This is a genomic window from Bacillus cereus (assembly GCF_015071065.1).
Lineage (GTDB): Bacteria > Bacillota > Bacilli > Bacillales > Bacillaceae_G > Bacillus_A > Bacillus_A cereus_BA.
The window spans coordinates 523,755-548,307 of sequence record NZ_VOVA01000001.1; the positions used below are offsets into that span (position 1 = coordinate 523,755).

The following is a 24,553-nucleotide window of genomic DNA, read 5'->3' on the forward strand; positions in this document are numbered from 1 at the left end:
AAGAAAGAGCCTGTGCGATTCATACCATTTAAGAAAAAGGAGGTTTATATATGCTTTTTCGTAGCCATACCCCTCGGTTTTATAACGAAAAGAAGCAATTAATCCCTAACAGTATCGCTACGATAGAAAGCGTTATGATTAATGACCGGAAACAATCTCTCCTTATACGCGGACAAAACGTGGACCAGCCTATTTTATTATGCTGTCACGGTGGGCCTGGTATGGCACAAATTGGCTTTATTCGTCATTTTCAAAAAGAGCTAGAAAAGCACTTTATCGTTATTAATTGGGATCAACGAGGGGCAGGTAAATCCTTTTTATGGCGAGATATCCAAACAAATTTTACGATTGATCAATTTGTTTCAGATGCACAAGAAGTCATTCACTATCTTCTTAGACGCTTTAAAAAACAGAAATTGTTTCTCGCTGGACATTCTTGGGGAAGTATTATCGGACTGCAAATCGCTAGTCAATATCCCGAATATATAGAAGCATACATCGGCATCGGTCAAATCGTACACATGAAGCAAAATGAAGAATTACTATATCGACATTTAATTAGCTCTGCAAAAAAACATGACCATAAAAAGGCATTAGCTTCTCTTTTAAAATTAGGGAAACCACCCTTTTTAGATACAAGACGTCTCATTATTCAAAGAAAGTGGCTTGGTACGTTTGGAGGAGCAATACAAAACGGATCTTCCTTTTCTTTCATACGAAAAGGTTTCTTTTCTCCTGAATATACGCTATTAGATTGGTTCAAATTTCTCGCAGGAAATTTAAAATCCGGAGCTTTATGGGAAGAGATGCTGACAATCGATTTCTTTTCGTCTATTTCAAGTTTATCTGTTCCTGTTTATTTTTGTTCTGGTCGCTATGATTATCAAACTCCTTATGCACTCGTTCAACAATATTGCGATATCATTCAAGCTCCTATTAAAAAGATGATTTGGTTTCCAAACTCGGCACATTCTCCAGATTTAGAAGAGCCTGAACTATTCGCCAAATCTTTACAATCAATTAAACAAGAACTATCTTTTCAACATAAATAACGAAAGGCTCTTTTACATTTCATAGAAAACATTTTATAATAATATGTCGCAAGCACCTACAAAATAATACACTTCACATTTGCTTGCCTTAACAGAATAAAAATTAGGGAGATTACATTTATCATGAATGCTGTACTTATCGCAGTAGCAGTCATGCTATTGCTTAGTTTATTACGTGTCCAAGTCATTGTCGCCATTATTGTTGGAGCTTTAACAGGCGGGCTTATCGGCGGACTCGGTATTTCAGAAACAATTAGCACTTTTACAACCGGTCTTGGGAACAGTGCTCCTATCGCATTAAGCTACGCAATGCTCGGTGGATTTGCTATTTCCCTTTCAAAAACAGGACTTCCTGATGCAATGATCCAATCAGCTTTAAAATGGATTGGTAACGAACAAGACACGAAAAAACAAGTCTATTCTAAAATACTTATTTTATTCATCATTTTAACAATGGCTTGTTTCTCACAAAATGTTATCCCTGTCCATATCGCCTTCATCCCGATCTTAATTCCGGCACTTTTAAAAGTATTAAATGAGCTGAAAGTGGATCGTAGACTTGTAACATGTCTTATTACATTTGGGTTAATTACCCCTTACATGTGGGTCCCGGCAGGGTTCGGGAAAATTTATCATGACGTATTGCAAACAAATGCTGCACAAAGCGGCCTTATATTTGATGTCGCGCTTATTCCAAAAGCAATGACTATTCCAGCAATCGGTATGATTATCGGATTATGTGTAGCGGTTTTCATTACATACCGAAAACCACGTACATATGAAACAGAACAAATTCATGCTGCACAGAATGAAATCGTTCCCTATACAAAACGAAGCATTACTTTTGGATTATTATCTATCCTAGCTACATTAATGGTTCAATTAGCAACAGAATCAATGATTTTCGGTGCTTTAGCAGGAATTATCGTCTTATCAGTTAGCGGTAGTCTTCCACTTAAAGAAGCAGATGCTATTTTAACGAGTGGAATGCGTATGATGTCCTTTATCGGATTTGTTATGATTTCTGCTGCTGGATTTAGCGCTGTTCTTCGAAAAACAGGACATGTTGAATCTCTTGTGCAAACGAGTGCACATATAATCGGAAATAATAAACCGCTCGCTGCATTTCTTATGCTCGTTATTGGACTTCTCGTTACGATGGGAATCGGTTCGTCCTTTTCAACCATCCCTATCTTAACAACAATTTTCGTACCGTTATGCATCCAGCTCGGATTTAGTCCGATGGCAACAATCGCAATTATCGGCACAGCTGGTGCACTAGGTGATGCAGGTTCTCCCGCATCTGATAGTACACTTGGACCAACGTCTGGTTTAAATGCTGATGGTCAACACCACCATATATGGGATACATGTGTCCCAACATTTCTACACTATAATATACCGTTACTTATATTCGGCTTTATTGCCGCAATTACACTATAAAAGGTGCGTTTTAAAAACGCACCTTTTACTTTGTTGTTTCTCTCTCAATGCATCTAAATTCTGTTTCTACTTCTTCTTGTCCCACTTGTTTCTTCTTTATTTTTCCTATTAACTGCTGAAAAGCTATTTCCCCATTTTCTTCGATATAACTTCCAATCGTCGTTAATGATGGGCTTATCCATTCTCCCTCTATACTCCCGTTAAATCCGACGATTTGCAACTTATCTGGTACATGAATATTAAGCGTTTTCGCCGCCCTGATTAGCTCAATAGCGACCTTATCACTTGAAGCTACAATCCCATCTATGTATGGATGCTTTTGTAACAATTCAAGAAACTGTTGATTCGTATACCCTTGTACAATTTCCTCTCGATAAGAAAGTCCTTCTTTCCAAGCAGTATCTAAAAACCCTGCCACATGCTCTTCCATTTCTTCACTCTCTACTCCCTCACCGATATAAGCAAGAAACTGGCAGCCTTTCTCTTTTAATAAAGAAACAGCTTTTTGGCCACTTTCATAATAGCTCATAAGAGATTGCCGTCCCTCAAGCACAACGAAAGGAAATGAAACTTCTCCTATACTTCGGAAAACAGATTTTGTCATTATAACACCTGCAATGTTATTTTGCTCCAACATATCTATGTATCTATTCTTATTTTCTATATTACAAACTATTACTTGATACCCTTCTTTATATGCTATTTCCTCAACGAAACGGAGCAAAGTGATGTATGATGGATTATGCAAATTATCTACAAGTAATGCAATCATCGTTGAAGGCTGTTTAAATAAAGGCTTTGCTGTAGCATTCGGTCTATATTGTAACTCTTCAATTGCTTTTTTTACTTGTTTCACCGTATCTTCATGGACATATCCTTTTTCGTTAATGACTCTTGAAACGGTTGCGACTGAAACACCGGCCAATTTTGCAACATCACGTATAGTTGCCACATCGTCACCCCTTAATATGGTAATAGATTACAATTTTAAATTAAACCAAAATATAACATTCGTCAAGGTTATTGTTCCATATTTCTGAAAATTGTTACATAACTTCTACTCTACTCATAAAATATACTCCAGCTGAATTTCATGTGAAATCGCGATATTATCATAACCAATAAACGGAATTTCTTTCTTTATTTTTCGTGCTTCCTTTACCGCATCAATATACAAGTTCGTCATCATGAAGTTACGTTTTTGATAAAAACGAAGTGCGTTCATATTATCATTCGTCGTAATGAGCCACACTTTTTTACATTCGTTCTCTTTTGCCACTTGCAACACACAATCCACCAGTTTTGTACCAATCCCCTTTCCTTCCTCAAAACTATTTAACGATACAATTTCACACATATTTCCCATTAATTTATATGTTACAATTCCCACTATTCTGTTATTTATAAGTGCAACAAAACCGGGTAATTCTTCTAATTGATGTACTCTGCCACGCGAGACCATCACTGAGCTTCCCCAGTTTTCACACATAAAATCCTGAATTGCTTCTTTCATTTCTGGTGTGATTTTTTGTATATGAACCATATACGATTTCTCCCCTTTTCACATCATTGTGATACAATGTTAGTGTATCACATGTAGAGGTATTTGGAGGATGAGGTAAAGTATGAAACGTTTTTTTACAGCATTGTTTACTATACTAGGTGCACTAACTGCGATTGGGATTTTCTTTACAAATAAAGTTATGTACTTGAAGAAAAAAACAGAGGAAGAAGTTTTAGAACGCGAAACGAAAAAGCATTTTCATTTGGACGATTTTAAGGCTATTCAAAAAGAAGAAGTTCACATCCCTTCTCAATTCGGATACGAACTTCACGGATATTACATGCCAGCTGGTCATTCCAATAAATTTATGATTTTTTGCCACGGTGTGACCGTAAATAAAATGAATTCCGTTAAATATGCAAACTTATTTTTAAATAGAGGATATAACGTATTTATTTATGATCATCGCCGTCATGGTAAAACCGGTGGTAAAACAACAAGTTATGGCTATTATGAAAAACATGATTTAAAGTCAGTAGTTGACTGGCTAAAAGATCGTTTCGGAACGAATATTACACTCGGAATTCATGGTGAATCTATGGGTGCTGCAACTCTTCTTCAATATGCAGGACTTGTAGAAGATGGTGCTGATTTTTATATTGCTGATTGTCCTTTCTCTGATTTTTATGGACAGTTACAGCATCGTTTGAAAGTTGAGTTTCATCTGCCAAAATGGCCTTTATTACCTTTAGCAAATGCCTTTTTAAAAGTTCGTGATGGCTATACAATTCGTGAAGTTTCACCAATTGATTGTATAAAAAACATTAACAATCCTGTTCTCTTTATTCATAGTAAAGATGATGACTATATTTTATCTGATATGACGAAATCACTTTATGAAGCGAAAGAAAATAATAAACAGCTTTATATTGCAGAACATGGTGCACACGCTTGCTCTTATAATGAAAATAAAGAAGAGTACGAAGATGCCATCGATCAATTTTTAAACACATATGTAAAAGAAACAAAAAACAGGCTTGCATAAGCCTGTTTTTTTACTGCGCTAAAACGTCTGTAACTTGTTCCATATTTTCAGAAATCCACTTTACTGCCTCGTCTAGCGTTGGGAATTCCGTCGTTTGAAAAGTCACCTCATCTTGAAGTAACCAAACATCTTTCGGTTCTTGTCCTACACCTGCGATTGACCAATGAAGTAAACTATATGGATGATTATCATTCAAAAATGATGCCCATGTGCGCTCATTTGCAATATTTTGTAGTGTTTGTAATTTTTTATCCATCTTTCGTCACCTTACTCTAGTCAGTTATAAAAACTATTATAACACTCTCTTCTCTCTCAAACAAAGTGCTCTTTTTATATTGTCAAGTACTCTCCCTAATTATATGATGAGAGTAAGCGTTTGGAAAGGAGGGATAACGTTGGCAAAAGTACAAATTAAAGTAAATGATAATGGCTCTTTTCGCGTTACAGGGGACGTGGAATTAGTTGACTCACAAGGGAATGTATTCCCAGCAAAACCGGCATTTTCTTTATGTCGTTGTGGTTTATCAAAAAACATGCCTTATTGCGATGCTTCGCATAAAGGAAAATTCGAGTCTGTTGTTAGAGCACCAGAGGCAGAATAAATATTTAAAGAGCATGCACATTTATTTGTGTATGTTTTTTCTTTTGACCAAAGCCTATACAGCCCTTCCCCTTTCAACATTTCTATTACTTTCGTCCCCATTCAAATCGGCATATATTTTCACACAATTCTTCACATTCTAACATTTTTTACTATGCTTTTTTCTTTTTTGTGCTATAATGTGAGCAAACAACATCCTTCGGGGTCGGGTGAAATTCCCAACCGGCGGTGATGAAGCGAAAGCTTCTAAGTCCGTGACCCGTTTTCAACGCGAAAACGGTGGATCTAGTGAAACTCTAGGGCCGACAGTATAGTCTGGATGGGAGAAGGATATGTTTTCTAGTAATTATATATAGCGAATACACTTTTATTTCAGTATGCATATTTTTAAAGGTTCATTTTGACCCTTTATATATGTTTTATTTTGTATACTTATGTTTCTATACTGAAATAAAAAGATACGACTAGCGTTTGAAAAACTCGATATTTTGCTAGGTTTTTTTCTTATACCAAAATATCAATCATCGTTAGGTTTCTTTCCTATACTTTCGTATTCGAACTATATTTCTAGAAATCACGTCTCCCAAACCCCAAGGATTCTATATCCTTGGGGTTTTTTGATTTTTTCAGGAGAGGTGACGAGAATGACAGATCAAGAATATATGAGGATTGCCTTGCAGTTAGCACAAGGAACATCGGGACAAACAAGCCCAAATCCTATGGTTGGTGCTGTTGTTGTAAAAGATGGCAACATTGTCGGAATGGGTGCCCACATGCGTGCTGGTGAAGAACATGCTGAAGTTCATGCTCTTCACATGGCTGGCGAAAGAGCAAAAGGCGCTACCGTTTATGTAACACTTGAACCGTGTAGCCATTTTGGAAAAACACCGCCTTGCTGTGAATTACTCATTGAAAAGGGAGTCCAGCGTGTTGTAATTGCCACCCTTGATTGCAATCCACTCGTTTCTGGTAATGGACAAAGGAGATTAGAAGAAGCTGGAATCGAGGTAACTACTGGTGTCCTTGAAGCGGAAGCAACTTTATTAAATCGATACTTTTTTCACTATATGAAAACGAAACGGCCATTTGTAACAATAAAAACAGCAATGAGCTTAGATGGAAAAACAGCGACTGTAACGGGGGAAAGTAAGTGGATTACAAGTGAAGAAGCGCGAGCTGATGTTCACCAATATCGTCATATGCATGACGCTATCCTTGTCGGTGTGAATACAGTTATAACTGATAATCCACACTTAACAACACGAATTCCAAACGGAGGTAAACATCCTATACGCGTTATTTTAGATACCCACTTACGAACGCCGCCATCTTCTCATGTCATAACAGATGGCTTAGCTCCGACATGGATTATTGTCGGTAAGGATGTAAATAAAGAGAAAATAGCTTCTTATGAATCTGAAAATATAACTATATTCCAAATGAAAACGAAGCAAATTGAAATACAAGATGTCCTACACCTACTCGGTGAGAAACAAATTCTTTCTCTATTTGTTGAAGGTGGTCAAGCGGTACATGCAAGCTTCTTAAAAACAAATAGTTTTAATGCAATTGTGACCTATATAAGCCCAAAATTAATTGGTGGAAAAGATGCACCTACTTTATTTGGCGGATCTGGTTTTTCAAAGTTACAAGATGCACTTTCCTTAACAATTCAAGAGATGAAACAAATTGGTAATGATATAAAAATTGTTGCAACCTTAAAAAGCGAGGTGACGGAATGTTTACAGGAATTGTAGAAGAGTTAGGAACGATATCAAGCATGACTCAAAGTGGTGAAGCAATGAAGCTAACTATTAACGCAAATCAAATTTTATCAGATGTCAAGTTAGGTGATAGTATCGCGGTTAACGGCATTTGCTTAACAGTAACTACTTTTACGACTACTTCATTCACTGTTGATGCAATGCCTGAAACAATGAAAGCAACATCACTTCGTATGCTAAAGCCAAGTGCCAAAGTGAATTTAGAACGGGCGATGGCTGCGAACGGAAGATTCGGTGGACATTTCGTTACCGGACATATCGATGGTATCGGTACGATTTTAACTAAAAAACAACATTACAATGCCATCTATTACAAAATAGCAATTTCTGATGAATTACTACGCTATTGTTTGCATAAAGGATCCGTTGCTGTTGATGGCACTAGTTTAACAATATTTGATATAGACGAATCTTCAATTACAATCTCACTCATCCCCCACACAGTAAGCGAGTCTATAATCGGAGAAAAAAAAGCCGGGGACATCGTAAACATTGAGTGTGACATGATTGGAAAATATATTGAACGCTTTATTTCAAAGCCCGTAAAAAGAACAGATTCAATGACCGAAAGCTTTTTACAAGAAAACGGATTTCTATAAGGAGGAAGCACAATGTTTCATCGTATTGAAGAAGCTCTAGAAGATTTAAAACAAGGAAAAGTCGTTATCGTATGTGATGATGAAAACCGAGAAAATGAAGGCGATTTTATTGCTTTAGCAGAGTACATTACACCAGAAACGATTAATTTTATGATTACACACGGTCGTGGTCTCGTTTGCGTACCGATTACGGAGCAATACGCAGAACGTCTACAGTTAGAACCAATGGTTTCTCATAATACGGATTCGCATCATACTGCTTTTACAGTAAGTATCGATCACGTTTCTACAACAACAGGCATTAGTGCTCATGAGCGTGCTACAACAATACAGGAATTATTAAATCCCGCATCTAAAGGAACTGATTTTAACCGCCCTGGACATATCTTTCCATTAATTGCGAAAGAAGGTGGCGTCCTTCGCCGCGCAGGTCATACAGAAGCTGCTGTTGATTTAGCAAAACTTTGCGGAACTGAGCCAGCTGGCGTCATTTGCGAGATTATAAATGAAGATGGGACGATGGCACGTGTACCTGATTTAATGCAGTGTGCAAAACAATTTGATATAAAAATGATTACAATTGAAGATTTAATTGCTTATCGCCGCCATCACGAAACACTTGTGACGAGAGAAGTGGAAATTACATTACCTACAGATTTCGGTACTTTTCATGCAATTGGCTATTCTAACTCATTAGATATGAAAGAACATATCGCGCTCGTAAAAGGTGATATTTCAACAGGCGAACCTGTACTTGTACGCGTTCATTCAGAATGCTTAACAGGAGATGTATTTGGTTCGTGCCGCTGTGATTGCGGACCACAGTTACATGCTGCACTTGCTCAAATTGAGCGTGAAGGAAAAGGTGTTCTTCTCTATATGAGACAAGAAGGACGAGGCATTGGCCTTCTTAATAAGCTTCGCGCTTATAAGTTACAAGAAGAAGGGTTAGATACTGTAGAAGCAAATGAAAAACTTGGGTTCCCAGCCGATCTTCGTGATTACGGTATTGGCGCTCAAATTTTAAAAGATTTAGGCTTACAAAGTTTACGATTATTAACGAATAACCCACGGAAAATTGCTGGCTTACAAGGTTACGATTTAGAAGTAACCGAGCGTGTACCGTTGCAAATGCCAACAAAAGAAGAAAATAAAAAGTATTTACAAACGAAAGTAAGCAAATTAGGACATTTACTAAACTTATAATTAAGGGAGAGATACATTATGGTATTCGAAGGTCATTTAGTTGGTACAGGATTAAAAGTTGGGGTTGTTGTTGGACGTTTTAATGAGTTTATTACAAGTAAGTTACTTGGCGGAGCTTTAGATGGATTAAAGCGTCACGGTGTAGAAGAGAATGATATTGATGTTGCATGGGTTCCTGGTGCATTTGAAATTCCTTTAATCGCTAAAAAGATGGCGAATAGCGGAAAGTATGATGCTGTTATTACATTAGGTACTGTAATCCGCGGTGCTACAACACATTACGATTACGTTTGTAATGAAGTGGCAAAAGGCGTTGCGTCTTTATCACTACAAACGGACATTCCAGTTATTTTCGGTGTATTAACGACAGAAACAATCGAACAAGCGATTGAACGTGCAGGCACAAAAGCTGGTAATAAAGGATATGAATCAGCAGTTGCTGCAATTGAAATGGCTCATTTATCAAAGCAATGGGCATAAAAAAAGAGGCTGCGGCCTCTTTTTTTATTTTTCCACCTTTTTTCGTACATCCTCTATTAATTCATCCATCGTTTTTCCTTCTGTTTTTATACGAAGAGTTTGTGCTGTTCTCCACACATTCTCTCTTTTTTTCGCTTCTTCTATAATAGTAATTTCTTTTCGTACTTCTTTTAAATCTTTTCCTTCTGTTTCAAGTCCAAAATGTTCAGCTTTCGTTCGAAAATGTTGTTCAATTCTTTGTTGCATTTCTTTTTGTTCAGGATTTTCAGCCGCCTTAACCGGATCAGCACTTATCGCTTTTATTAAAATAAGACAAGTCATACTAGCTAATATATATTTGTGCATGTAAAATCCTCCAACCCAATATGAATTACATTTTTACTATGTACAATTGGGGCTTGGAAAATTCGTCCACAAAAATTCTTTTTCTCGATCAAAAACCAATAGTATCAAGCGTTAATGGCTATTTATTACATTTTTTTACAAAAAAGCAAACCCTTTAAAGAGTTTGCTTTTCATCTATCTTATAGCGCACATTCTTCAATCTCAAATCCTAAATCTTCAATCATACCCCAGTCCGCAGTCGGCTCTTGTCCTGCTGTTGTTAAATAGTCCCCGACAAAAATAGAGTTTGCTGCAAATAAACCAAGTGGCTGTACAGAACGCAAATTAATTTCACGACCACCTGAAATACGAATTTCTTTTGTTGGGTTTACAAAACGCATCATCGCCAGCACTTTTAAACATTCTACAGGTGTTAATTCTTTTTGTCCTTCAAGCGGAGTACCCTTTACAGCAACAAGGAAATTACACGGAATAGAATCCGCATCTAAACGTTGTAATTCAAATGCAATTTCAGCGCGCTGTTCAATCGTTTCTCCCATTCCGAAAATTGCTCCAGAGCATGGAGAAATACCAGCTTGTTTTGCTTTTTGAACTGTATCAACACGATCGTCATACGTATGCGTTGAACAAATACTATCGTAATTATTCGCATGTGTATTTAAGTTGTGATTATAACGATGCACACCAGCTTCTGCTAAACGTCCTGCTTGATCTTCATTTAAAAATCCTAAACAACAGCAAATTTTTAACTCTGTCGTTTCACGAATTTCTTTAACTGCTCCAATAACGTGATTTACTTCTTTATCCGTCGGACGACGACCAGATGCAACAATACAATATGTACCTGCTTTACGACGAATTGCTTCGTGCGCTCCTTCAACAATTTTCTCTTGTGTTAACCATGCATACTTATCAATCGGTGCTTCTGAAATAATAGACTGTGAACAATACCCGCAATCTTCAGGACATAATCCAGATTTCGTATTTATAATCATGTTCAACTTTACTTTCTTACCAAAATGATGATGGCGAATGATGTAAGCTGCACTCATAATTTCTAAAACCTCTGTATCATCAGCTTCTAATATTGCAATTGCATCTTCTTTCGTAATCATTTTCTCTTCTACTACGTCGTATGCAAGTTTTTTCCAATCCCTTTTTGTTTGTACTTGTTTCATTTCATCTCTTCCCCTCTTTTGTTATATACGTAAATAAAGCATGATATGTTGCTACTATCCCTTCTTTTTCCGTGAAGTCTCTTTCGTATATTCGAAGCATCGCACGAAAGAGTGAAGGACTTTGACAATACGACTCTTCATTACTATTGGTCGCTCCTACTTTTCGAATAGAATGTAGAAACTCCCTAACTTCTGCAAATCTTTCTATGTAACATGTTTCAGAAACATGTACATTTCCTAATGGCATTTCACATATATTTACTAACTGTTCTTTCGAAATGAAGCGTTGTCCAATTGAAGCACAATTGTGTATCCCCTTTTCTTTCTTAGCACGTTGGAAAGACGTATGTAATTCTTGGAAAGTCGTATTACCAAACGTCGAAAATAATAATATTCCCTCTTCAGACAAATAGTTAAATAAATCTTTCACTGTCGCTTTTAAATCATTTAGCCATTGAAATGTAGCGTTTGAAATAATGACATCATATGAATCTTCTAATTTTAATTTCTCAATATCTTCACATCTAAATACGACATTCTCCACTTGTTTCCTAGCCTTTGCCACTGCAATCATCTCATCAGCAAAATCAACAGCTGTAATATGTGCTTTCGGAAATGAATTTGATAATTGCTCTGTTACATATCCAGTTCCACATCCAAGTTCTAAAATACGTATCGATGATGCTTCACTATACCGTTCTTTCAATATAGAAAGTAACGAATGTGCCATCTTCTTTTGTACATTTGCATATTGATCGTAAGATACGGCCGCCCCGTTAAACCGTTTTTGCAGTAACGTTTTGTTGATCATGTCGTATCCCCTCTACAAATTGAATAATTTCATTTGCGCAATATTCAAAATTCGTTACACATAATGCATGCCCAGCACCGCTTACTACTTTTAGATTGGCATTCGTATTATTCGCCATACTGTGGGCTGCAGACAATGGACATATTACATCCTGCTCTCCATGAAGGAGTAACAGCGGGGCTTTCATATTTATTACTTCATTTCTCATATCTGTTTCTATTAAATAATCTAAGCCTAATTGTAAAGAATGAATCGTGTCTCCTTTAAATCGCATTGTAATCTCTTCAAAATTCTTATTCTCTTTTAACTCATTTTTCGTAAACATATTTTCATAGAAGCGCTGTAGCGTACTTTCTTTCTGCCTTACTAAATTCTTTTTCATACGTTCTACAAATGAAGCATTCCACCCACTTGTATAGTCGTTAGTAATTGCAAATTTAGCAGTACCACCTATTAAAACTATACCTTTTGCCTTAACCTTTTTATAAGATTGGATAGCTGCTAGTGCTCCTAATGACCACCCAACTAAAATCACATTTTCATCATTTGCTGCATCTATGATACGTCCCGCAAATTCACTACTTTCTTTCACATTACGCCACTCTACACATTGAACAGAATATCCTTTAAAATACGGCAGAACTAAAGTCCAAACCCCTTCTTCCATTCCCCATCCAGGAATAAAAATAATCTTCAGCTCTTTCATACTAAAAACCCCTCTTCTTTACCAATGCGAATAATATGCTGCGTTGCCCACTTTAAATCGGCTCTTGTATGTTGTGACGTAACTGCAAAGCGAATTCGAGAACTATTGACTGGAACAGTTGGTGGGCGAATTGCAATTGCTGCAATACCTATCTCTTGCAATTCTCTACTAAAGCGCATAGCATTTTCATTTGAACCGACTATAATTGGAACTATATGCGTTGAACTATCTCCAATATCAAAACCTGCTTCTCGTAAATGAGTTCTGAAGTATGCACCATTTTCTATGAGTCTCTCTCTTCTTTCGTTATCTTCTCTTACTATTTCAATTGCCTTCTTTATCGCTCCTAATGTCCCTGGCGGTAACGCAGTAGTAAAAATAAAGCCCCTCATCATATTTTGCAAATACTCTATACAAGTTGAATTACCTGTCAAGTAGGCACCATAACATCCTAGTGCTTTACTAAACGTCCCCATATGTATATCAATTTTATTTGCAATGTCTTTTTCAATATGGGATAATCCGGCACCATCTTTTCCAAATATTCCACTCGCGTGCGCTTCATCAACCATTAGAAGTGCCCCATATCTTTCTTTCAGCTGTACTAAAGCTTGTAAATTCGCGGTATCACCATCCATGCTAAAAACAGTATCTGTAACAATTAACTTTCTTTTTGCTGATGATGTCATACGTAACATTTTCTCTAAATGTTCTAAATCATTATGACGATACCTTTTATGTTCTGCTCCGCTCAACGTTATCCCATCAACGATACTTGCGTGATTTAATTTGTCACTAAAAACAATATCGTGACGACCAACTAACGAGGAAATCCCCCCAACATTCGCGGTATATCCGCTATTTACAATTAAAGCTTTTTCAGTACCTTTCCAATCACATATACTTCTCTCAACCTCTTCATACAGTGGATAATTTCCTACAACGAGACGAGAGGCAGTCGCTCCAGTTCCATATTTTTTTGTGCAGACAATAGCAGCTTCTTTCAACCTTTCATCTCCAGCTAACCCTAAATAATTATTTGATGCTAAATTTAGCATCCTTTTCTCATTTCGAATAAGCCATGTCTCTTCCGCTTTCTCTGTTACATGCAAATTACGATACTGCCCTTGCTCTTTTAATTGTTCTATTTTAGAGTGAAGGTGTGTGTGCCACGTTTGATTCATTTTGGGTGGACTCCTCTAATTTTGAGATCATAATATGTTCTTTTGCCGATTCCAATAATTCTTCCCTTGTAAACTCACCTTCAAGGAATGGTAATAAACCTAAAACAGGTACTCCACTTAACTCCTCAATCATTTCTTTGTTTTCTTGCACTCTTTCTTTTTCACATTCTTTACAACCAGACAAAATTACACCTGCTACTGTTAAACCGTGTGCCTTTGCATAAGAAATTGTTAAGACAGTATGATTAACTGTCCCTAGTGTCGGACGCGCTACTATAATAAGAGGGAGCTCTAATTCTTTTGCAAAATCAATCACTAAAGCGTCTTCTGTATATGGGACGGCAAGCCCACCAGCTCCTTCTACCAATAGGCTATTAAACTCTTTTAGTAGTTCATTATAGTGAGCAGTAATTTCTTTTAACGTTACTGTCCTTCCAGCTCTTTTCATAGCAAGTCTCGGAGCAAGTGGTTCTTCAATTGAATAAGGGCAAATTTCATCTTCTTTTGTCGGTACACCCGATAATTCTTTTAATCTTGCTGCATCTCCTTCTGGATTTGAAGCAACATGACCACTTTGCAACGGTTTATATACACCAACATTATGTCCACGCTCTCGAAATATACCTGCCAATGCTCCTGTCACTACCGTTTTTCCAACTTCTGTATCCGTTGCTGTTATAAAGAAACCACTCATTACTCTCCCTCCGTAACATCCGAGATTGCTTTATATAAAATGCGTAACATCTCATCAATTTCAGCCACTGTAGATGCAAGAGGAGGCATAAATACAATGGTGTTACCGAGTGGACGTAAAATCATGCCTAACTCTCTTGAACGTTTACACACTTGAACACCGACTCTTTCCGTCCATTCAAACGATTCTTTCGTTTCCTTACTTTTCACAAGTTCAATGCCAACCATTAGCCCGCACTGACGAATATCTCCTACGTGCTTATATTCATTAAGCGCTTCTAATTGTTTTGCTACATATTCTGCTTTATGCGCAACATCTTCTATTAAATTAGTTCTTTCATATAGTTCTAAATTTGCAATTGCTACCGCACACCCTAACGGATTCCCTGTATAACTATGACCATGGAAAAATGTTTTTTGTTCTTCATAGTCTCCTAAAAAGGCATTATAAATTTCATCTGTCGTTACCGTAATCGCTACAGGTAAATAACCACCTGTTAAACCTTTTCCCGCAGTTAAAATGTCTGGCGTCACATCCTCGTGTTCACATGCAAACATTTTTCCGGTACGTCCAAATCCCGTCGCTACCTCATCTGTAATAAATAATACATTGTATTGTGTACATAAATCGCGGAGCCCTTTTAAGTATCCTTTTGGCATTGTAATCATCCCACCAGCACCTTGCATTAATGGCTCCACAATGATAGCTGCTACTTCTTCATGTTTTTCTTTCAGCAATTCTTCCATCTCTTCTAAATGTTTCTTTACAATTTGTTCCTTATTATCCCCATAAGGAGAACGGTATGTATATGGATACGGCATTTTAATTGCCTCAAATAATAGTGAACTATACACTTGGTGAAACAAGTCTATTGCTCCTACTGAAACAGCACCTATTGTATCACCGTGATATGCTTCTTTTAATGTAACAAATCTTTGTTTTCTCGGTTTTCCTTTATGCTGCCAATATTGAAAAGCCATCTTAATTGCAATTTCAACAGCGGTAGAACCAGAGTCTGAATAAAATACTTTTTTCAAGCCTTCTGGTACAACATCAATTATTTTTTCTGCTAATAAAATAGATGGAACGTTAGCAAGTCCTAGCATAGTAGAATGGGCAATTTTATTTAATTGCTCACGAATTGCCTCATCTAGTTCCGGTACTTGATGCCCATGAACATTTAACCAAATAGACGAAACACCATCCCAATAGTCATTTCCATTTACATCGTATAGCTTTCTTCCCTCTCCACGTTCAATAATGACAGGATCTTCTTCTAAATAATCTTTCATTTGTGTAAATGGGTGCCATACGTAATCTTTATTCTTCTTCGATAATTCTTCATATGTATAAGACGATTTTTCACTCGTGTTACTATTAACAGTCACAATTGCCACCCCTAATGTTAACTTATTTATAAATATAGTTAACATTAAAATTAAATGACTGTCAATTATTTTTAAATCAAATAGTTCTTAAAAAAGAACAACTTATCATACGATAAGTTGTTCTACTTTCCATGTTGTATCTTTCCAATTTCTAAAATAATCTCTTCATCTTTTTTTCCTTCTGTATCAATTCCAAGTTGCTTAGCATGCTCAATTAATAAATCATGGCGCTGCTCAAACCTAGCGGTATCTACTTCTTCCGTAATCTCTTCTTTTGTTTTCCCATCAGTAGAAACCCCTAATTTTACAGCTGATTGTTCCATCGATTTCTTCTCTTCAGTTTCTTTCGCTTTCTTCACTTCTGACTGCTGTATTTGCTTTTGTTTCGACTGCTCTGATTCAGCTGCAAAAGCTGTGTAAATTCCAGCACTTCCGCCAACGACTAGTAAGGTGGTAAAAAGAATTATTTTTTTCTTCACTCTTTCCTCCCCTTTCAAATTCATTATAACGCACATTTTCACAGTATTAAAACCTTTCTCCTTTATTTTCCTAAAAAATTATTGAACATTTTTATTGACATGTAAGACGAATATATGATAAAAATTTAACTAACATCATATGAATCGGCGTTGATAGGATTTAGTAGTATCTCGATTTCTGATTTCAGAGAGCTGGTGGTCGGTGCGAACCAGTACAGAGCGATTTATGAATTACCCCCTGGAGCTTCTTTTACGAAACGTGAGGAGTAGTGAAAGACGGTTTAGACCGTTATGTCTAAAGAGTGGTGAAACGAAACTGTTTCACAATTTAGGGTGGTACCGCGAATTTTTCGTCCCTGCATATATTGCAGGGACGTTTTTATTTTATTAGCGCATATCATACGACCCTTTATTTTGTGATACATTCCTTTCACAAGCTAGGGTGGTACCGCGATTTCTTCGTCCCTGCATAATTATATGCAGGGGCGTTTTTTTATCCAATCATTTCCGTATCATATAGAAGTGTCAACATTTACCGGTGATTTGTCACAAAATTCTAAATTTTAGAAGGAAATATATAATATTGGCGAATTTTATATAAAAAAGGCTATTTTTGATTAATTAGGAGGGGAAAACAATGGTTTCAAAAATTGAATCTGTTCTTTTAACAATTTTTATCTTTTTCTGTATTGGTTTTAGTGTTATTCAATTAGAAGTTTCACCGCATATCCCAATTTTATTCGGTATCGTTATTTTATTAGCGTTTGGATTTATGAAAAAAGTTTCTTGGTCTACTATGGAAAAAGGGATGATCAGTAGTATTTCAGCTGGTATTCCATCTATATTCATTTTCTTACTTGTAGGCGTATTAATCAGTGTTTGGATCGCCGCTGGAACAATTCCAACTTTAATGGTATACGGCTTCCAACTTGTATCTCCAAAAATTTTCGTTCCAACTGTTTTTGTTGTTTGTGCGATTGTCGGAACGAGTATCGGTAGTGCTTTTACAACTGCTGCAACCGTAGGGCTTGCCTTTATGGGCATGGGTAGTGCTCTTGGATACGATCCAGCTCTTATCGCTGGTGCAATTATTTCTGGCTCATTCTTTGGGGATAAAATGTCTCCTTTATCTGATACAACAAACTTAGCTCCAGCTGTAACTGGTGTAGATTTATTTGAACATATTCGCAATATGCTTTGGACGACAGTTCCTGCTTTCATTATTGCTTTTATTGCATTTTTCATTTTAGGAAGTGGATCTGAAGGCAATGTTGATTTCTCAACTTTTATTAATACGTTAGAAAAAAATGCAACGATTTCTATCGTTACACTTATTCCGATTTTATTACTCTTCCTATTCGCATTTAAAAAAGTACCCGCAGTTCCAACATTACTTGCAGGAATCGTAGTAGGGATCATCATTCTATTTATTTTTAAACCTAGTACTTCTTTAGCTGATTTAATGAAAATTATGCAAGATGGTTACGTTTCTAAAACTGGTATAAAAGATATTGATAGCTTATTATCTCGCGGTGGTTTACAAAGTATGATGATGTCAATTGCTCTTATTTTCCTTGCTCTTTGTATGGGGGGATTACTACAAGGAATGGGCATTATCACGCAACTGATGAATATCATCTCTAGCTTCGTAAAAAATAGTACACGCTTAATTATTTCTACTGCTTCAACTGCAATTGGTGTAAATTTCTTACTTGGCGAACAATACTTATCAATCGTTTTAACAGGACAAGCATTCGCTGACAAATACGATGAAGTCGGTTTAGAACGTCGTAATTTATCACGAGTACTAGAAGATGCTGGTACAGTCATTAATCCGCTCGTACCATGGGGTGTAAGTGGCGTATTCTTAACAAACGTCCTTAGCGTTCCAACAATCGATTATGTTCCATACGCAATCTTCTGTTTAGCTTGTCCAGTCTTAACAATTATTGTTGGTTTCACTGGATTTGGTCTTTCATGGAAGAAAGAAAAAGCAGTACCAGTTTCATAATATATACGTGAAAAAAGGATTACCGATTACGGTAATCCTTTTTTCATACAATGCTTTACTATCTATTTGCTTTCTTTCTTCTAAATAACATAAGTAATCCCGCTCCAACAAACGCAAGACCCGCTCCAATTGTAGAAGCAACACTTGCACCTGTTTTCGGTAAATCACGTTCCTCTTTATCTGCTTCTTTATTTTCACTTACAGTTTCTTTTGTATTTTGATTATCCTTTGTAGTTTGTCCAGTTCCTGCGTTGTTTCCATCTTGTTTCGGTTCATTTCCATTATTACCGTCACCTGTTGGTGGTGTCGTTGGATTTTCTCCATTGCCTCCATCACCTGTTGGCGGTGTTGTTGGATTTTCTCCATTGCCTCCATCACCTGTTGGTGGTGTTGTTGGATTTTCTCCATTGCCTCCATCACCTGTTGGTGGTGTCGTTGGATTCTCTCCACCAGTCTCCTTATCATCGTCGTTCTTTTTCGTTATATCAATTGCATATTTAGCAAATTCATTTTCAGATGGTCCAACATATGATATTTTCCCATCTTTCTTTATATGCTTTTGTGCATTTGGTGAAGAGTCAAATGTTGTATTTAATTTATCTGCAACAATTGGTTTAAATGTCCAATTTTGATCAGCTGCTGGATCAATAACTGGTGTTTCTTGCATATACTTCACAATGATTTGACGTGTTTCATCTTGCGATTGGTATACAACCTCCCCTTTACTTACACCAGGGAATGTTTGGCTACTTCCACGATAGTTATTTGTAGCAACGATGAACGCTTGAGTGTCGGCTACAGGCTTACCTTCATACGTCATATTTACAATACGATTCGTATTTGCATTTACAACTTTTCCATCTTTATCGTATTTCGCTGGTTGCGTTACGTCAATTTCGTATTTTAAGCCATCTAAAACATCAAAATTATATGTAGGATAACCTATATTTACTAGTGGCTGTTCTTCTGTTTTCTTTGAATCAATTTGATTAAATTGACCAGCAGACATTTCAAGCCATTCTTTCACTTGTGCCCCACTTACTTTTACAGCATATAATGTATTTGGATATACATATAAATCCGCTACGTTTTTAATTGCTAAAGTTCCAGCCGGAATATCAGTATAATATGAAGCACCGTTTCGGCCACCTGCTTTAAATGGTGCTCCTGCAGATAAAACTGGAATTCCTTTATATTTACTATATTGTCCATTTTCAGCGAATAGCTTTTCGACATACCATTTCTGGGCATTTGTCACAAGTTGTACAGACGGATCATCTTGTACTAACGAGAAATAACTATTAATTGGCGCTGTCGTTTTACCTACAGCTGTATTTACATAATCGATTGTCGCTTGGTGATCATCTTTAATTTCATTAACTAGTTTTTCATCAGATTGTACTAATGGGTTACCTTTACTATCAGCAATCGGACGAAGTTGTGGCTTAGACTGATCTTTTTGTACTTCCCATTTTCCATTTACCTTTTTCAATTGCATGTCGATAATACCTAAGTTACTGCCAAAAACGCCAGGCATTACAACTGGAACACCATTAAATACATCCTTCACTTCAGTATGTGAATGACCCATTAATACTGCATCTACACCAGGAACTTCTGTTAAATAAAACGATGCATTTTCCATCCCTACATTATATCCACTCTTATCAACACCTGAATGAGCTAATGCAACAACGATGTCTGCCTCTTCCTCTTTTTTCAGTTTCGGTGCTAATTTCTTCGCTGTTTCAACAATATCTTTCGCTTTTACTTTTCCTTCTAAATTTGCTTTATCCCAGTTCATAACTTGAGGTGGAACAAATCCCATTACACCAATTTTTATTGTTTGTTTTTCACCTGATTCATCTTCTACATCTTTTTCAATAATATGATATGGTTTAAAGTAATTTTGGTCGTTCTCTTCGTTATTATCATGATCATCTTTATAAACATTCGAGTTAATAACCGGGAATGCCGTTTTACTAATCACTTTGTTTAAATAGTCTAAACCATAGTTAAATTCATGATTTCCAAGAGAGATGACGTCATACTTCATTAAATTCATTAAACGATATAATGGATGTACATAACTAGGATCAACAGGATTCTTCGGATCATTGATTTTATTCGCCACATAATCCCCCAGCGGCGTCCCTTGTAATGCATCCCCATCATCAAATAGGACAGAGTTCTTCGCTTCTTCACGTGCTTTATTAACAAGTGTTGCAGTTTGAACGAGACCCACTTTATTATCTGTTTTCGTTTGATAATAATCGTAATTCATTAAGTTAACGTGAATATCTGATGTTTCTAAAATTCGTAAGTTAACTGTACTCTCCCCAGTTTTCTCATCCGCATGAGCTGTTGTTGGCAATACTTGTGGTGCTATAACACCTATAGCAAGCGTTGCTCCAGCTAGCATTTTTTTTGACTTTTTCACAAAAAATCCCCCTTATACAATTACCAAAGAATAATGAAATGAATTTCTATCAGTCTCTAACCACATATCTTTTTTCTTCTATCAGAGCGACAATTTTCATTTCATCCCGCGTTAATGGGCAGTACCCATAAACGCCCGATTGATGAAGACTAACAATTAACTGGAAATAAAGCTCCCACTAAGTAGGATTTCACCTTATCTGACATTATCATATATAATGTACTTTCATATCGTCAATATTTTTTGACACACTTCTACAAATTTTCTGTAAAGTTATTGTAAATTTTTCATAAATATATACTATGCCCTTACATTGCTTATACTGCTGAATATGATACAATTACCAATTACAAGGAGGGTAAATGTATGAAAAACGTCATCTTAATAATTGTTTGTCTCCTCCTTCTAATCATTTCTTATTCTAATTTTGAAAAGAACGATGAGACAAAACAAAAAGAAACTGAAGGAAAAGCAGAAAAAACATCTGCTCCCAGTTGGATTGATAAGCAAACGAATGACTCTTTTTATCACCTCGTATTAGGTGATTCACTTGCCAAAGGATATGGATCTACACAAGGGGGATTTGCCGAATTAGCATCTAGACAATTAGAAGGACAAATTCATAAACCAATTACGGTAGAAAACCTTGGTGTAAATGGTCTCACTACAGATCGTCTCGTTAAAAAAGTTCAGTCAGAAGAAGTGCAACAAAAAATTAGGGAAGCAAATATAATTACTATTAATATCGGAGGAAACAATTTATTTCGCTTAAATCGTGATGTAGGTGTTATAGATGGTATTAAAATGTTAAATAAAGAAAAATCCCGTTTTGAAACGGATGTAAAAAATATTGTAAAGACAGTTCGGGATCAAAATCCGAATGCTTTACTCATTCTCTCTGAACTCTATAACCCTTTCCAACTCGATGACTCCATCGCAAATTATGCAGATATGTTTTTAGATGGCTGGAATGATTCTATTTATTCTATTTCAAAAGCACATCAACCGTCGATCGTTTTACCAATTCGCAAATTAATATCGAATGATAAAAAAGATTTACTATTTGACCAAGTACACCCAAATGATAGCGGTTATACGATTATTGCCAATACATTTACAAAACAAGTGTTATCCTACAAATATTAGGGCTGCCATGAAACAATTCTATTTTTATACCTTGTCTTTTTTGTTACAATGATAGTGGAAGGGGGCCGTTATATGGAATCACGCGAGTGGGAACGTATTGTTGATCATCTTCTTTCGCTAGTGCCTCTTTTTTATCGCAAATTTATGCTTCCTGGAGAGTTTTCTTCTCAAAGACATATGCCGCCATCACATACGCAAGTGTTACTGCTTTTGCATGAAAATGGTACATTAGCAGTTTCAGAAATTGGCAAGCGGCTAGCGATTTCACGGCCTAACATGACCCCTCTATTAAACAAACTTATTCAAGAAGAACTAATAGAGCGTCATTATAGCGAAAAAGATCGACGGGTCATTTTAATTTCCCTAACAACTGAAGGGAAATTGCTAGTAAATCAGTATCAGCAATTCATTTTAAACAAACTAAAAGAAAATTTTCAAACATTATCTGAGGAAGAGCGTGAAAAGCTCATTCATTCTCTTCAAACCATTCAAAATTTAATTTTGAAAACAAACGCATAAAGCTGCTTCTAAATAGAAGCAGCTTTATGATTCGTAATAATTACCATAGTATACATTTGAATACGGCCATGTCATTAAATACGGCTTTCGTTCTTGAACAGGTTGCTGCTCAGGCTGTTGCATTTGCTGTATTTGTTGCTGCGGATATACTCCGAATCGCTGCCATATATCATTTACAGGATAATAATTTGTATATGGATATACTTGAGGTACATAGTAATAATACATTCATTCTCTCCCCCTTTTTCTTAAACATATTCAAAGGAGAAAATGAATGTGACATTCTTTATATTTGTACAAGTGGTTCTCTCACTTGTTTCTTTCTTTTCTTCAAACGTAACTTACGATTCTTTTCATATAAATAATGCACAACGAAATATGAAATTACCCCAAACACAATTCCTATTATCGTCATACCAATTAATACATATACTTCACTCTGTAATAAGCTCTTTAACATCGTAAAAATATGGCTCGAAAACAAATCTGATATCGTAAATGGTTCATGATGTATTTTCTGTACATCAAATGGATAAATCATTTTCCCTAACGCATAAGCAAACGGAAATAAAAATACTGGGAGAAACGATATTTTCCCAATAATATTACCAATGACTGCGGCTGGAAAAGATCCCTTTGCTAACCTGACAATTGGATAAAATATTAAATATACGAGCGATGCCGTATAAATCACCAACATTTCTAAACCAAATCCAATAGCAAAACCTAACGACACTTTCTTTGCTCCTTCTGGCGATCGAAGCAACTTAAAATATTGAAACTTTAATATTCTCCACATTCGCTGAAAAAACGAATATGTTTTCTTAGTTGTTTTCAAATTCATCATCTCTTTAACTATATTTTTTTATCTAGTATGTCCTTACATGATATGAAAAATAAAATTAGTTTTCTCTTTTTATTATAAATGATATAGAGATAATTAACTAAATATACATCCGACATTTCAATATAAAAAAACCTCCCTTTTAGGAAGGCTCTTCTAAATTTTTAAACAAACTCACTAATAACGCTTTTTGCGCGTGCAGTCGATTACCAGCTTGCTCAAAAACGATAGACTGTGGCCCATCTATAATCTCTCCAGTTACTTCTTCTTCACGATGAGCAGGCAAACAGTGCAGGAAACGATATGTTTGTTTTGCATGTATAACAAGCTCTTTATTTACTTGGAAAGGCTGGAATAAAATATATTTCTCTGCTTCTCCTTCTTGGCCCATACTCATCCAAACGTCAGTATAAATAAAATCCGCTCCGCTTACCGCTAATTCAGGATTATGCAAGATTTCAATTTCAGCCCCTGTTTCATCAGCAATCGCTAGCGCTTTTTCAACAATTTCTTCATTCGGTTCATACCCTACGGGAGTTGCAACAGTCATATTCATTCCGACTTTTGCACTTGCTAGCAATAGTGAATGACATACATTATTCCCATCACCTACGTAAGCTAATTTAATTCCTTTAAACGTATGAACTTCTTCATATATCGTCATTAAATCTGCCAATGCTTGGCAAGGGTGATGATCATCAGTTAAACCGTTAATAACTGGGATACTGGACTCTTTTGCAAGCTCTTCTACATCTGCATGCGAGAATGTACGTATCATAATTCCATCAATATAATGAGATAGTACTTTCGCAGTATCTGACACCGTCTCTCCTCTGCCAATTTGCATCTCTTTTCCACTTAAAAACATTCCATGTCCTCCGAGCTGTACCATTCCTGCTTCAAAAGAAACGCGAGTACGAGTTGAATGTTTATCAAAAATAAGCCCTAATATTTTCCCTTGTAATAAAGGTTCCTGCTTGTTCTTTTTTAAATATATAGCGAACTCAATTAAAGAAATGATTTCTTCTTGCGTCAATTCTTCTAACGTTAAAAGATCTTTCGTATTTAATTTCGGTACTTGTACAGTTGACATG

At 36.2% G+C, this 24,553-nt stretch carries 26 protein-coding genes, 1 riboswitch and 1 other annotated feature; of the genes, 11 read left to right on the forward strand and 15 right to left on the reverse strand.

Going from position 1 to position 24,553, the window contains the following annotated elements; genetic code table 11:
- Positions 1-50 precede the first annotated feature (50 nt).
- Entirely contained in the window at positions 51-1,052 is a 1,002-nt protein-coding gene (locus tag FT637_RS02685) for an alpha/beta fold hydrolase (RefSeq protein WP_193645026.1), read from the forward strand.
- Between the two features lie 123 nt (positions 1,053-1,175).
- Complete coding sequence (locus tag FT637_RS02690) at positions 1,176-2,495, forward strand: Na+/H+ antiporter family protein (protein ID WP_193645027.1); 1,320 nt, start codon at positions 1,176-1,178, stop codon at positions 2,493-2,495.
- A gap of 25 nt (positions 2,496-2,520) precedes the next feature.
- Here the strand turns inward: FT637_RS02690 and FT637_RS02695 are convergent, their stop codons facing one another.
- The gene (locus tag FT637_RS02695; protein ID WP_193645028.1) at positions 2,521-3,447 is read right to left on the reverse strand and encodes a LacI family DNA-binding transcriptional regulator; all 927 of its coding nucleotides are present in this window, start codon (positions 3,445-3,447) and stop codon (positions 2,521-2,523) included.
- Between the two features lie 114 nt (positions 3,448-3,561).
- Positions 3,562-4,038 (reverse strand): GNAT family N-acetyltransferase, encoded by a 477-nt coding sequence (locus tag FT637_RS02700; protein ID WP_193645029.1) that lies wholly within the window; start codon positions 4,036-4,038, stop codon positions 3,562-3,564.
- Positions 4,039-4,120: 82 nt separating this feature from the next.
- Here FT637_RS02700 and FT637_RS02705 point away from each other — a divergent pair, with 82 nt between their 5' ends.
- Positions 4,121-5,044, forward strand: coding sequence for an alpha/beta hydrolase (locus tag FT637_RS02705; RefSeq protein WP_002014993.1), 924 nt, complete (start codon positions 4,121-4,123; stop codon positions 5,042-5,044).
- Positions 5,045-5,054: 10 nt separating this feature from the next.
- Here FT637_RS02705 and FT637_RS02710 read toward each other — a convergent pair whose 3' ends face one another.
- Positions 5,055-5,300, reverse strand: coding sequence for a DUF2552 family protein (locus tag FT637_RS02710; RefSeq protein ID WP_002111659.1), 246 nt, complete (start codon positions 5,298-5,300; stop codon positions 5,055-5,057).
- 139 nt (positions 5,301-5,439) lie between these two features.
- Here FT637_RS02710 and FT637_RS02715 point away from each other — a divergent pair, with 139 nt between their 5' ends.
- The 5 genes from FT637_RS02715 (at position 5,440) to ribH (ending at position 9,714) form a co-directional block, all read left to right on the forward strand.
- The gene (locus FT637_RS02715; protein WP_001151582.1) at positions 5,440-5,646 is read left to right on the forward strand and encodes a CDGSH iron-sulfur domain-containing protein; all 207 of its coding nucleotides are present in this window, start codon (positions 5,440-5,442) and stop codon (positions 5,644-5,646) included.
- A gap of 190 nt (positions 5,647-5,836) precedes the next feature.
- A riboswitch (FMN riboswitch) is annotated at positions 5,837-5,980 on the forward strand.
- A gap of 309 nt (positions 5,981-6,289) precedes the next feature.
- Positions 6,290-7,402 carry a bifunctional diaminohydroxyphosphoribosylaminopyrimidine deaminase/5-amino-6-(5-phosphoribosylamino)uracil reductase RibD gene (gene ribD, locus FT637_RS02720; RefSeq protein ID WP_193645030.1) on the forward strand — a complete coding sequence of 371 codons (1,113 nt, stop codon included), beginning with the start codon at positions 6,290-6,292 and terminating at the stop codon, positions 7,400-7,402.
- On the forward strand, positions 7,384-8,028 hold the full coding sequence (gene ribE / locus FT637_RS02725) for a riboflavin synthase (protein ID WP_193645031.1): 645 nt from the start codon (positions 7,384-7,386) through the stop codon (positions 8,026-8,028). The genes ribD and ribE overlap by 19 nt, the downstream gene beginning before the upstream one ends.
- A gap of 12 nt (positions 8,029-8,040) precedes the next feature.
- Complete coding sequence (gene ribBA, locus FT637_RS02730) at positions 8,041-9,234, forward strand: bifunctional 3,4-dihydroxy-2-butanone 4-phosphate synthase/GTP cyclohydrolase II (RefSeq protein WP_193645032.1); 1,194 nt, start codon at positions 8,041-8,043, stop codon at positions 9,232-9,234.
- 18 nt (positions 9,235-9,252) lie between these two features.
- Entirely contained in the window at positions 9,253-9,714 is a 462-nt protein-coding gene (ribH, locus tag FT637_RS02735; protein ID WP_000230892.1) for a 6,7-dimethyl-8-ribityllumazine synthase, read from the forward strand.
- A 24-nt stretch (positions 9,715-9,738) separates the two neighbouring features.
- On the opposite strand, the gene FT637_RS02740 is transcribed toward ribH, so the two are convergent.
- The 8 genes from FT637_RS02740 to FT637_RS02775 form a co-directional block, all read right to left on the reverse strand.
- Positions 9,739-10,059 (reverse strand): hypothetical protein, encoded by a 321-nt coding sequence (locus FT637_RS02740; RefSeq protein ID WP_193645033.1) that lies wholly within the window; start codon positions 10,057-10,059, stop codon positions 9,739-9,741.
- A gap of 179 nt (positions 10,060-10,238) precedes the next feature.
- Entirely contained in the window at positions 10,239-11,237 is a 999-nt protein-coding gene (gene bioB / locus FT637_RS02745; RefSeq protein ID WP_193645034.1) for a biotin synthase, read from the reverse strand.
- Between the two features lies 1 nt (position 11,238).
- Positions 11,239-12,048: a malonyl-ACP O-methyltransferase BioC gene (bioC, locus tag FT637_RS02750; RefSeq protein WP_193645035.1), complete on the reverse strand. Its 810-nt coding sequence runs from the start codon at positions 12,046-12,048 to the stop codon at positions 11,239-11,241.
- Positions 12,014-12,754 (reverse strand): alpha/beta fold hydrolase, encoded by a 741-nt coding sequence (locus FT637_RS02755; protein WP_193645036.1) that lies wholly within the window; start codon positions 12,752-12,754, stop codon positions 12,014-12,016. Before FT637_RS02755 ends, bioC begins: the two co-directional genes overlap by 35 nt.
- Positions 12,751-13,938, reverse strand: coding sequence for an 8-amino-7-oxononanoate synthase (bioF, locus tag FT637_RS02760; protein WP_193645037.1), 1,188 nt, complete (start codon positions 13,936-13,938; stop codon positions 12,751-12,753). Before bioF ends, FT637_RS02755 begins: the two co-directional genes overlap by 4 nt.
- A complete protein-coding gene (gene bioD, locus FT637_RS02765) occupies positions 13,904-14,632 on the reverse strand; it encodes a dethiobiotin synthase (protein WP_193645038.1) in 729 nt (242 codons plus the stop codon). Before bioD ends, bioF begins: the two co-directional genes overlap by 35 nt.
- Positions 14,632-16,065, reverse strand: coding sequence for an adenosylmethionine--8-amino-7-oxononanoate transaminase (gene bioA / locus FT637_RS02770; protein ID WP_193645039.1), 1,434 nt, complete (start codon positions 16,063-16,065; stop codon positions 14,632-14,634). The genes bioD and bioA overlap by 1 nt, the downstream gene beginning before the upstream one ends.
- Positions 16,066-16,142: 77 nt before the next feature.
- On the reverse strand, positions 16,143-16,499 hold the full coding sequence (locus tag FT637_RS02775) for a hypothetical protein (protein WP_193645040.1): 357 nt from the start codon (positions 16,497-16,499) through the stop codon (positions 16,143-16,145).
- A 141-nt stretch (positions 16,500-16,640) separates the two neighbouring features.
- Positions 16,641-16,860, forward strand: a binding site (T-box leader).
- Positions 16,861-17,136: 276 nt separating this feature from the next.
- On the opposite strand from FT637_RS02775, the gene nhaC reads away from it, so the two are divergent.
- On the forward strand, positions 17,137-18,510 hold the full coding sequence (gene nhaC, locus FT637_RS02780) for a Na+/H+ antiporter NhaC (protein ID WP_193645041.1): 1,374 nt from the start codon (positions 17,137-17,139) through the stop codon (positions 18,508-18,510).
- Positions 18,511-18,568: 58 nt separating this feature from the next.
- Here nhaC and cpdB read toward each other — a convergent pair whose 3' ends face one another.
- Entirely contained in the window at positions 18,569-20,950 is a 2,382-nt protein-coding gene (gene cpdB / locus FT637_RS02785; protein ID WP_193645042.1) for a bifunctional 2',3'-cyclic-nucleotide 2'-phosphodiesterase/3'-nucleotidase, read from the reverse strand.
- A 366-nt stretch (positions 20,951-21,316) separates the two neighbouring features.
- Between cpdB and FT637_RS02790 the strand changes: the two genes are divergently transcribed.
- Both FT637_RS02790 and FT637_RS02795 read left to right on the forward strand, forming a co-directional pair.
- Positions 21,317-22,096 carry a GDSL-type esterase/lipase family protein gene (locus FT637_RS02790; protein ID WP_193645043.1) on the forward strand — a complete coding sequence of 260 codons (780 nt, stop codon included), beginning with the start codon at positions 21,317-21,319 and terminating at the stop codon, positions 22,094-22,096.
- Positions 22,097-22,168: 72 nt separating this feature from the next.
- Entirely contained in the window at positions 22,169-22,615 is a 447-nt protein-coding gene (locus FT637_RS02795; protein ID WP_193645044.1) for a MarR family winged helix-turn-helix transcriptional regulator, read from the forward strand.
- A gap of 24 nt (positions 22,616-22,639) precedes the next feature.
- On the opposite strand, the gene FT637_RS02800 is transcribed toward FT637_RS02795, so the two are convergent.
- From FT637_RS02800 to argF, 3 genes are all read right to left on the reverse strand, one after another.
- The gene (locus tag FT637_RS02800; protein ID WP_193645045.1) at positions 22,640-22,843 is read right to left on the reverse strand and encodes a hypothetical protein; all 204 of its coding nucleotides are present in this window, start codon (positions 22,841-22,843) and stop codon (positions 22,640-22,642) included.
- A gap of 58 nt (positions 22,844-22,901) precedes the next feature.
- A complete protein-coding gene (locus FT637_RS02805; protein WP_142344322.1) occupies positions 22,902-23,453 on the reverse strand; it encodes a DUF2062 domain-containing protein in 552 nt (183 codons plus the stop codon).
- Between the two features lie 148 nt (positions 23,454-23,601).
- A complete protein-coding gene (gene argF, locus FT637_RS02810; RefSeq protein ID WP_193645046.1) occupies positions 23,602-24,552 on the reverse strand; it encodes an ornithine carbamoyltransferase in 951 nt (316 codons plus the stop codon).
- Position 24,553: the final 1 nt, after the last annotated feature.

Coding starts and splice junctions, on each gene's coding strand:
- FT637_RS02740 (WP_193645033.1), bottom strand. CDS start 10,059: ATGCACAAATATATATTAGCTAGTATGACTTGTCTTATTTTAATAAAA.
- bioA (WP_193645039.1), bottom strand. CDS start 16,065: ATGTTAACTATATTTATAAATAAGTTAACATTAGGGGTGGCAATTGTG.
- ribH (WP_000230892.1), top strand. CDS start 9,253: ATGGTATTCGAAGGTCATTTAGTTGGTACAGGATTAAAAGTTGGGGTT.
- ribD (WP_193645030.1), top strand. CDS start 6,290: ATGACAGATCAAGAATATATGAGGATTGCCTTGCAGTTAGCACAAGGA.
- ribBA (WP_193645032.1), top strand. CDS start 8,041: ATGTTTCATCGTATTGAAGAAGCTCTAGAAGATTTAAAACAAGGAAAA.
- FT637_RS02685 (WP_193645026.1), top strand. CDS start 51: ATGCTTTTTCGTAGCCATACCCCTCGGTTTTATAACGAAAAGAAGCAA.
- argF (WP_193645046.1), bottom strand. CDS start 24,552: ATGTCAACTGTACAAGTACCGAAATTAAATACGAAAGATCTTTTAACG.
- FT637_RS02755 (WP_193645036.1), bottom strand. CDS start 12,754: ATGAAAGAGCTGAAGATTATTTTTATTCCTGGATGGGGAATGGAAGAA.
- FT637_RS02700 (WP_193645029.1), bottom strand. CDS start 4,038: ATGGTTCATATACAAAAAATCACACCAGAAATGAAAGAAGCAATTCAG.
- bioC (WP_193645035.1), bottom strand. CDS start 12,048: ATGATCAACAAAACGTTACTGCAAAAACGGTTTAACGGGGCGGCCGTA.
- FT637_RS02800 (WP_193645045.1), bottom strand. CDS start 22,843: ATGTATTATTACTATGTACCTCAAGTATATCCATATACAAATTATTAT.
- FT637_RS02705 (WP_002014993.1), top strand. CDS start 4,121: ATGAAACGTTTTTTTACAGCATTGTTTACTATACTAGGTGCACTAACT.
- bioB (WP_193645034.1), bottom strand. CDS start 11,237: ATGAAACAAGTACAAACAAAAAGGGATTGGAAAAAACTTGCATACGAC.
- FT637_RS02795 (WP_193645044.1), top strand. CDS start 22,169: ATGGAATCACGCGAGTGGGAACGTATTGTTGATCATCTTCTTTCGCTA.
- bioF (WP_193645037.1), bottom strand. CDS start 13,938: ATGAATCAAACGTGGCACACACACCTTCACTCTAAAATAGAACAATTA.
- FT637_RS02690 (WP_193645027.1), top strand. CDS start 1,176: ATGAATGCTGTACTTATCGCAGTAGCAGTCATGCTATTGCTTAGTTTA.
- FT637_RS02710 (WP_002111659.1), bottom strand. CDS start 5,300: ATGGATAAAAAATTACAAACACTACAAAATATTGCAAATGAGCGCACA.
- ribE (WP_193645031.1), top strand. CDS start 7,384: ATGTTTACAGGAATTGTAGAAGAGTTAGGAACGATATCAAGCATGACT.
- nhaC (WP_193645041.1), top strand. CDS start 17,137: ATGGTTTCAAAAATTGAATCTGTTCTTTTAACAATTTTTATCTTTTTC.
- bioD (WP_193645038.1), bottom strand. CDS start 14,632: ATGAGTGGTTTCTTTATAACAGCAACGGATACAGAAGTTGGAAAAACG.
- FT637_RS02790 (WP_193645043.1), top strand. CDS start 21,317: ATGAAAAACGTCATCTTAATAATTGTTTGTCTCCTCCTTCTAATCATT.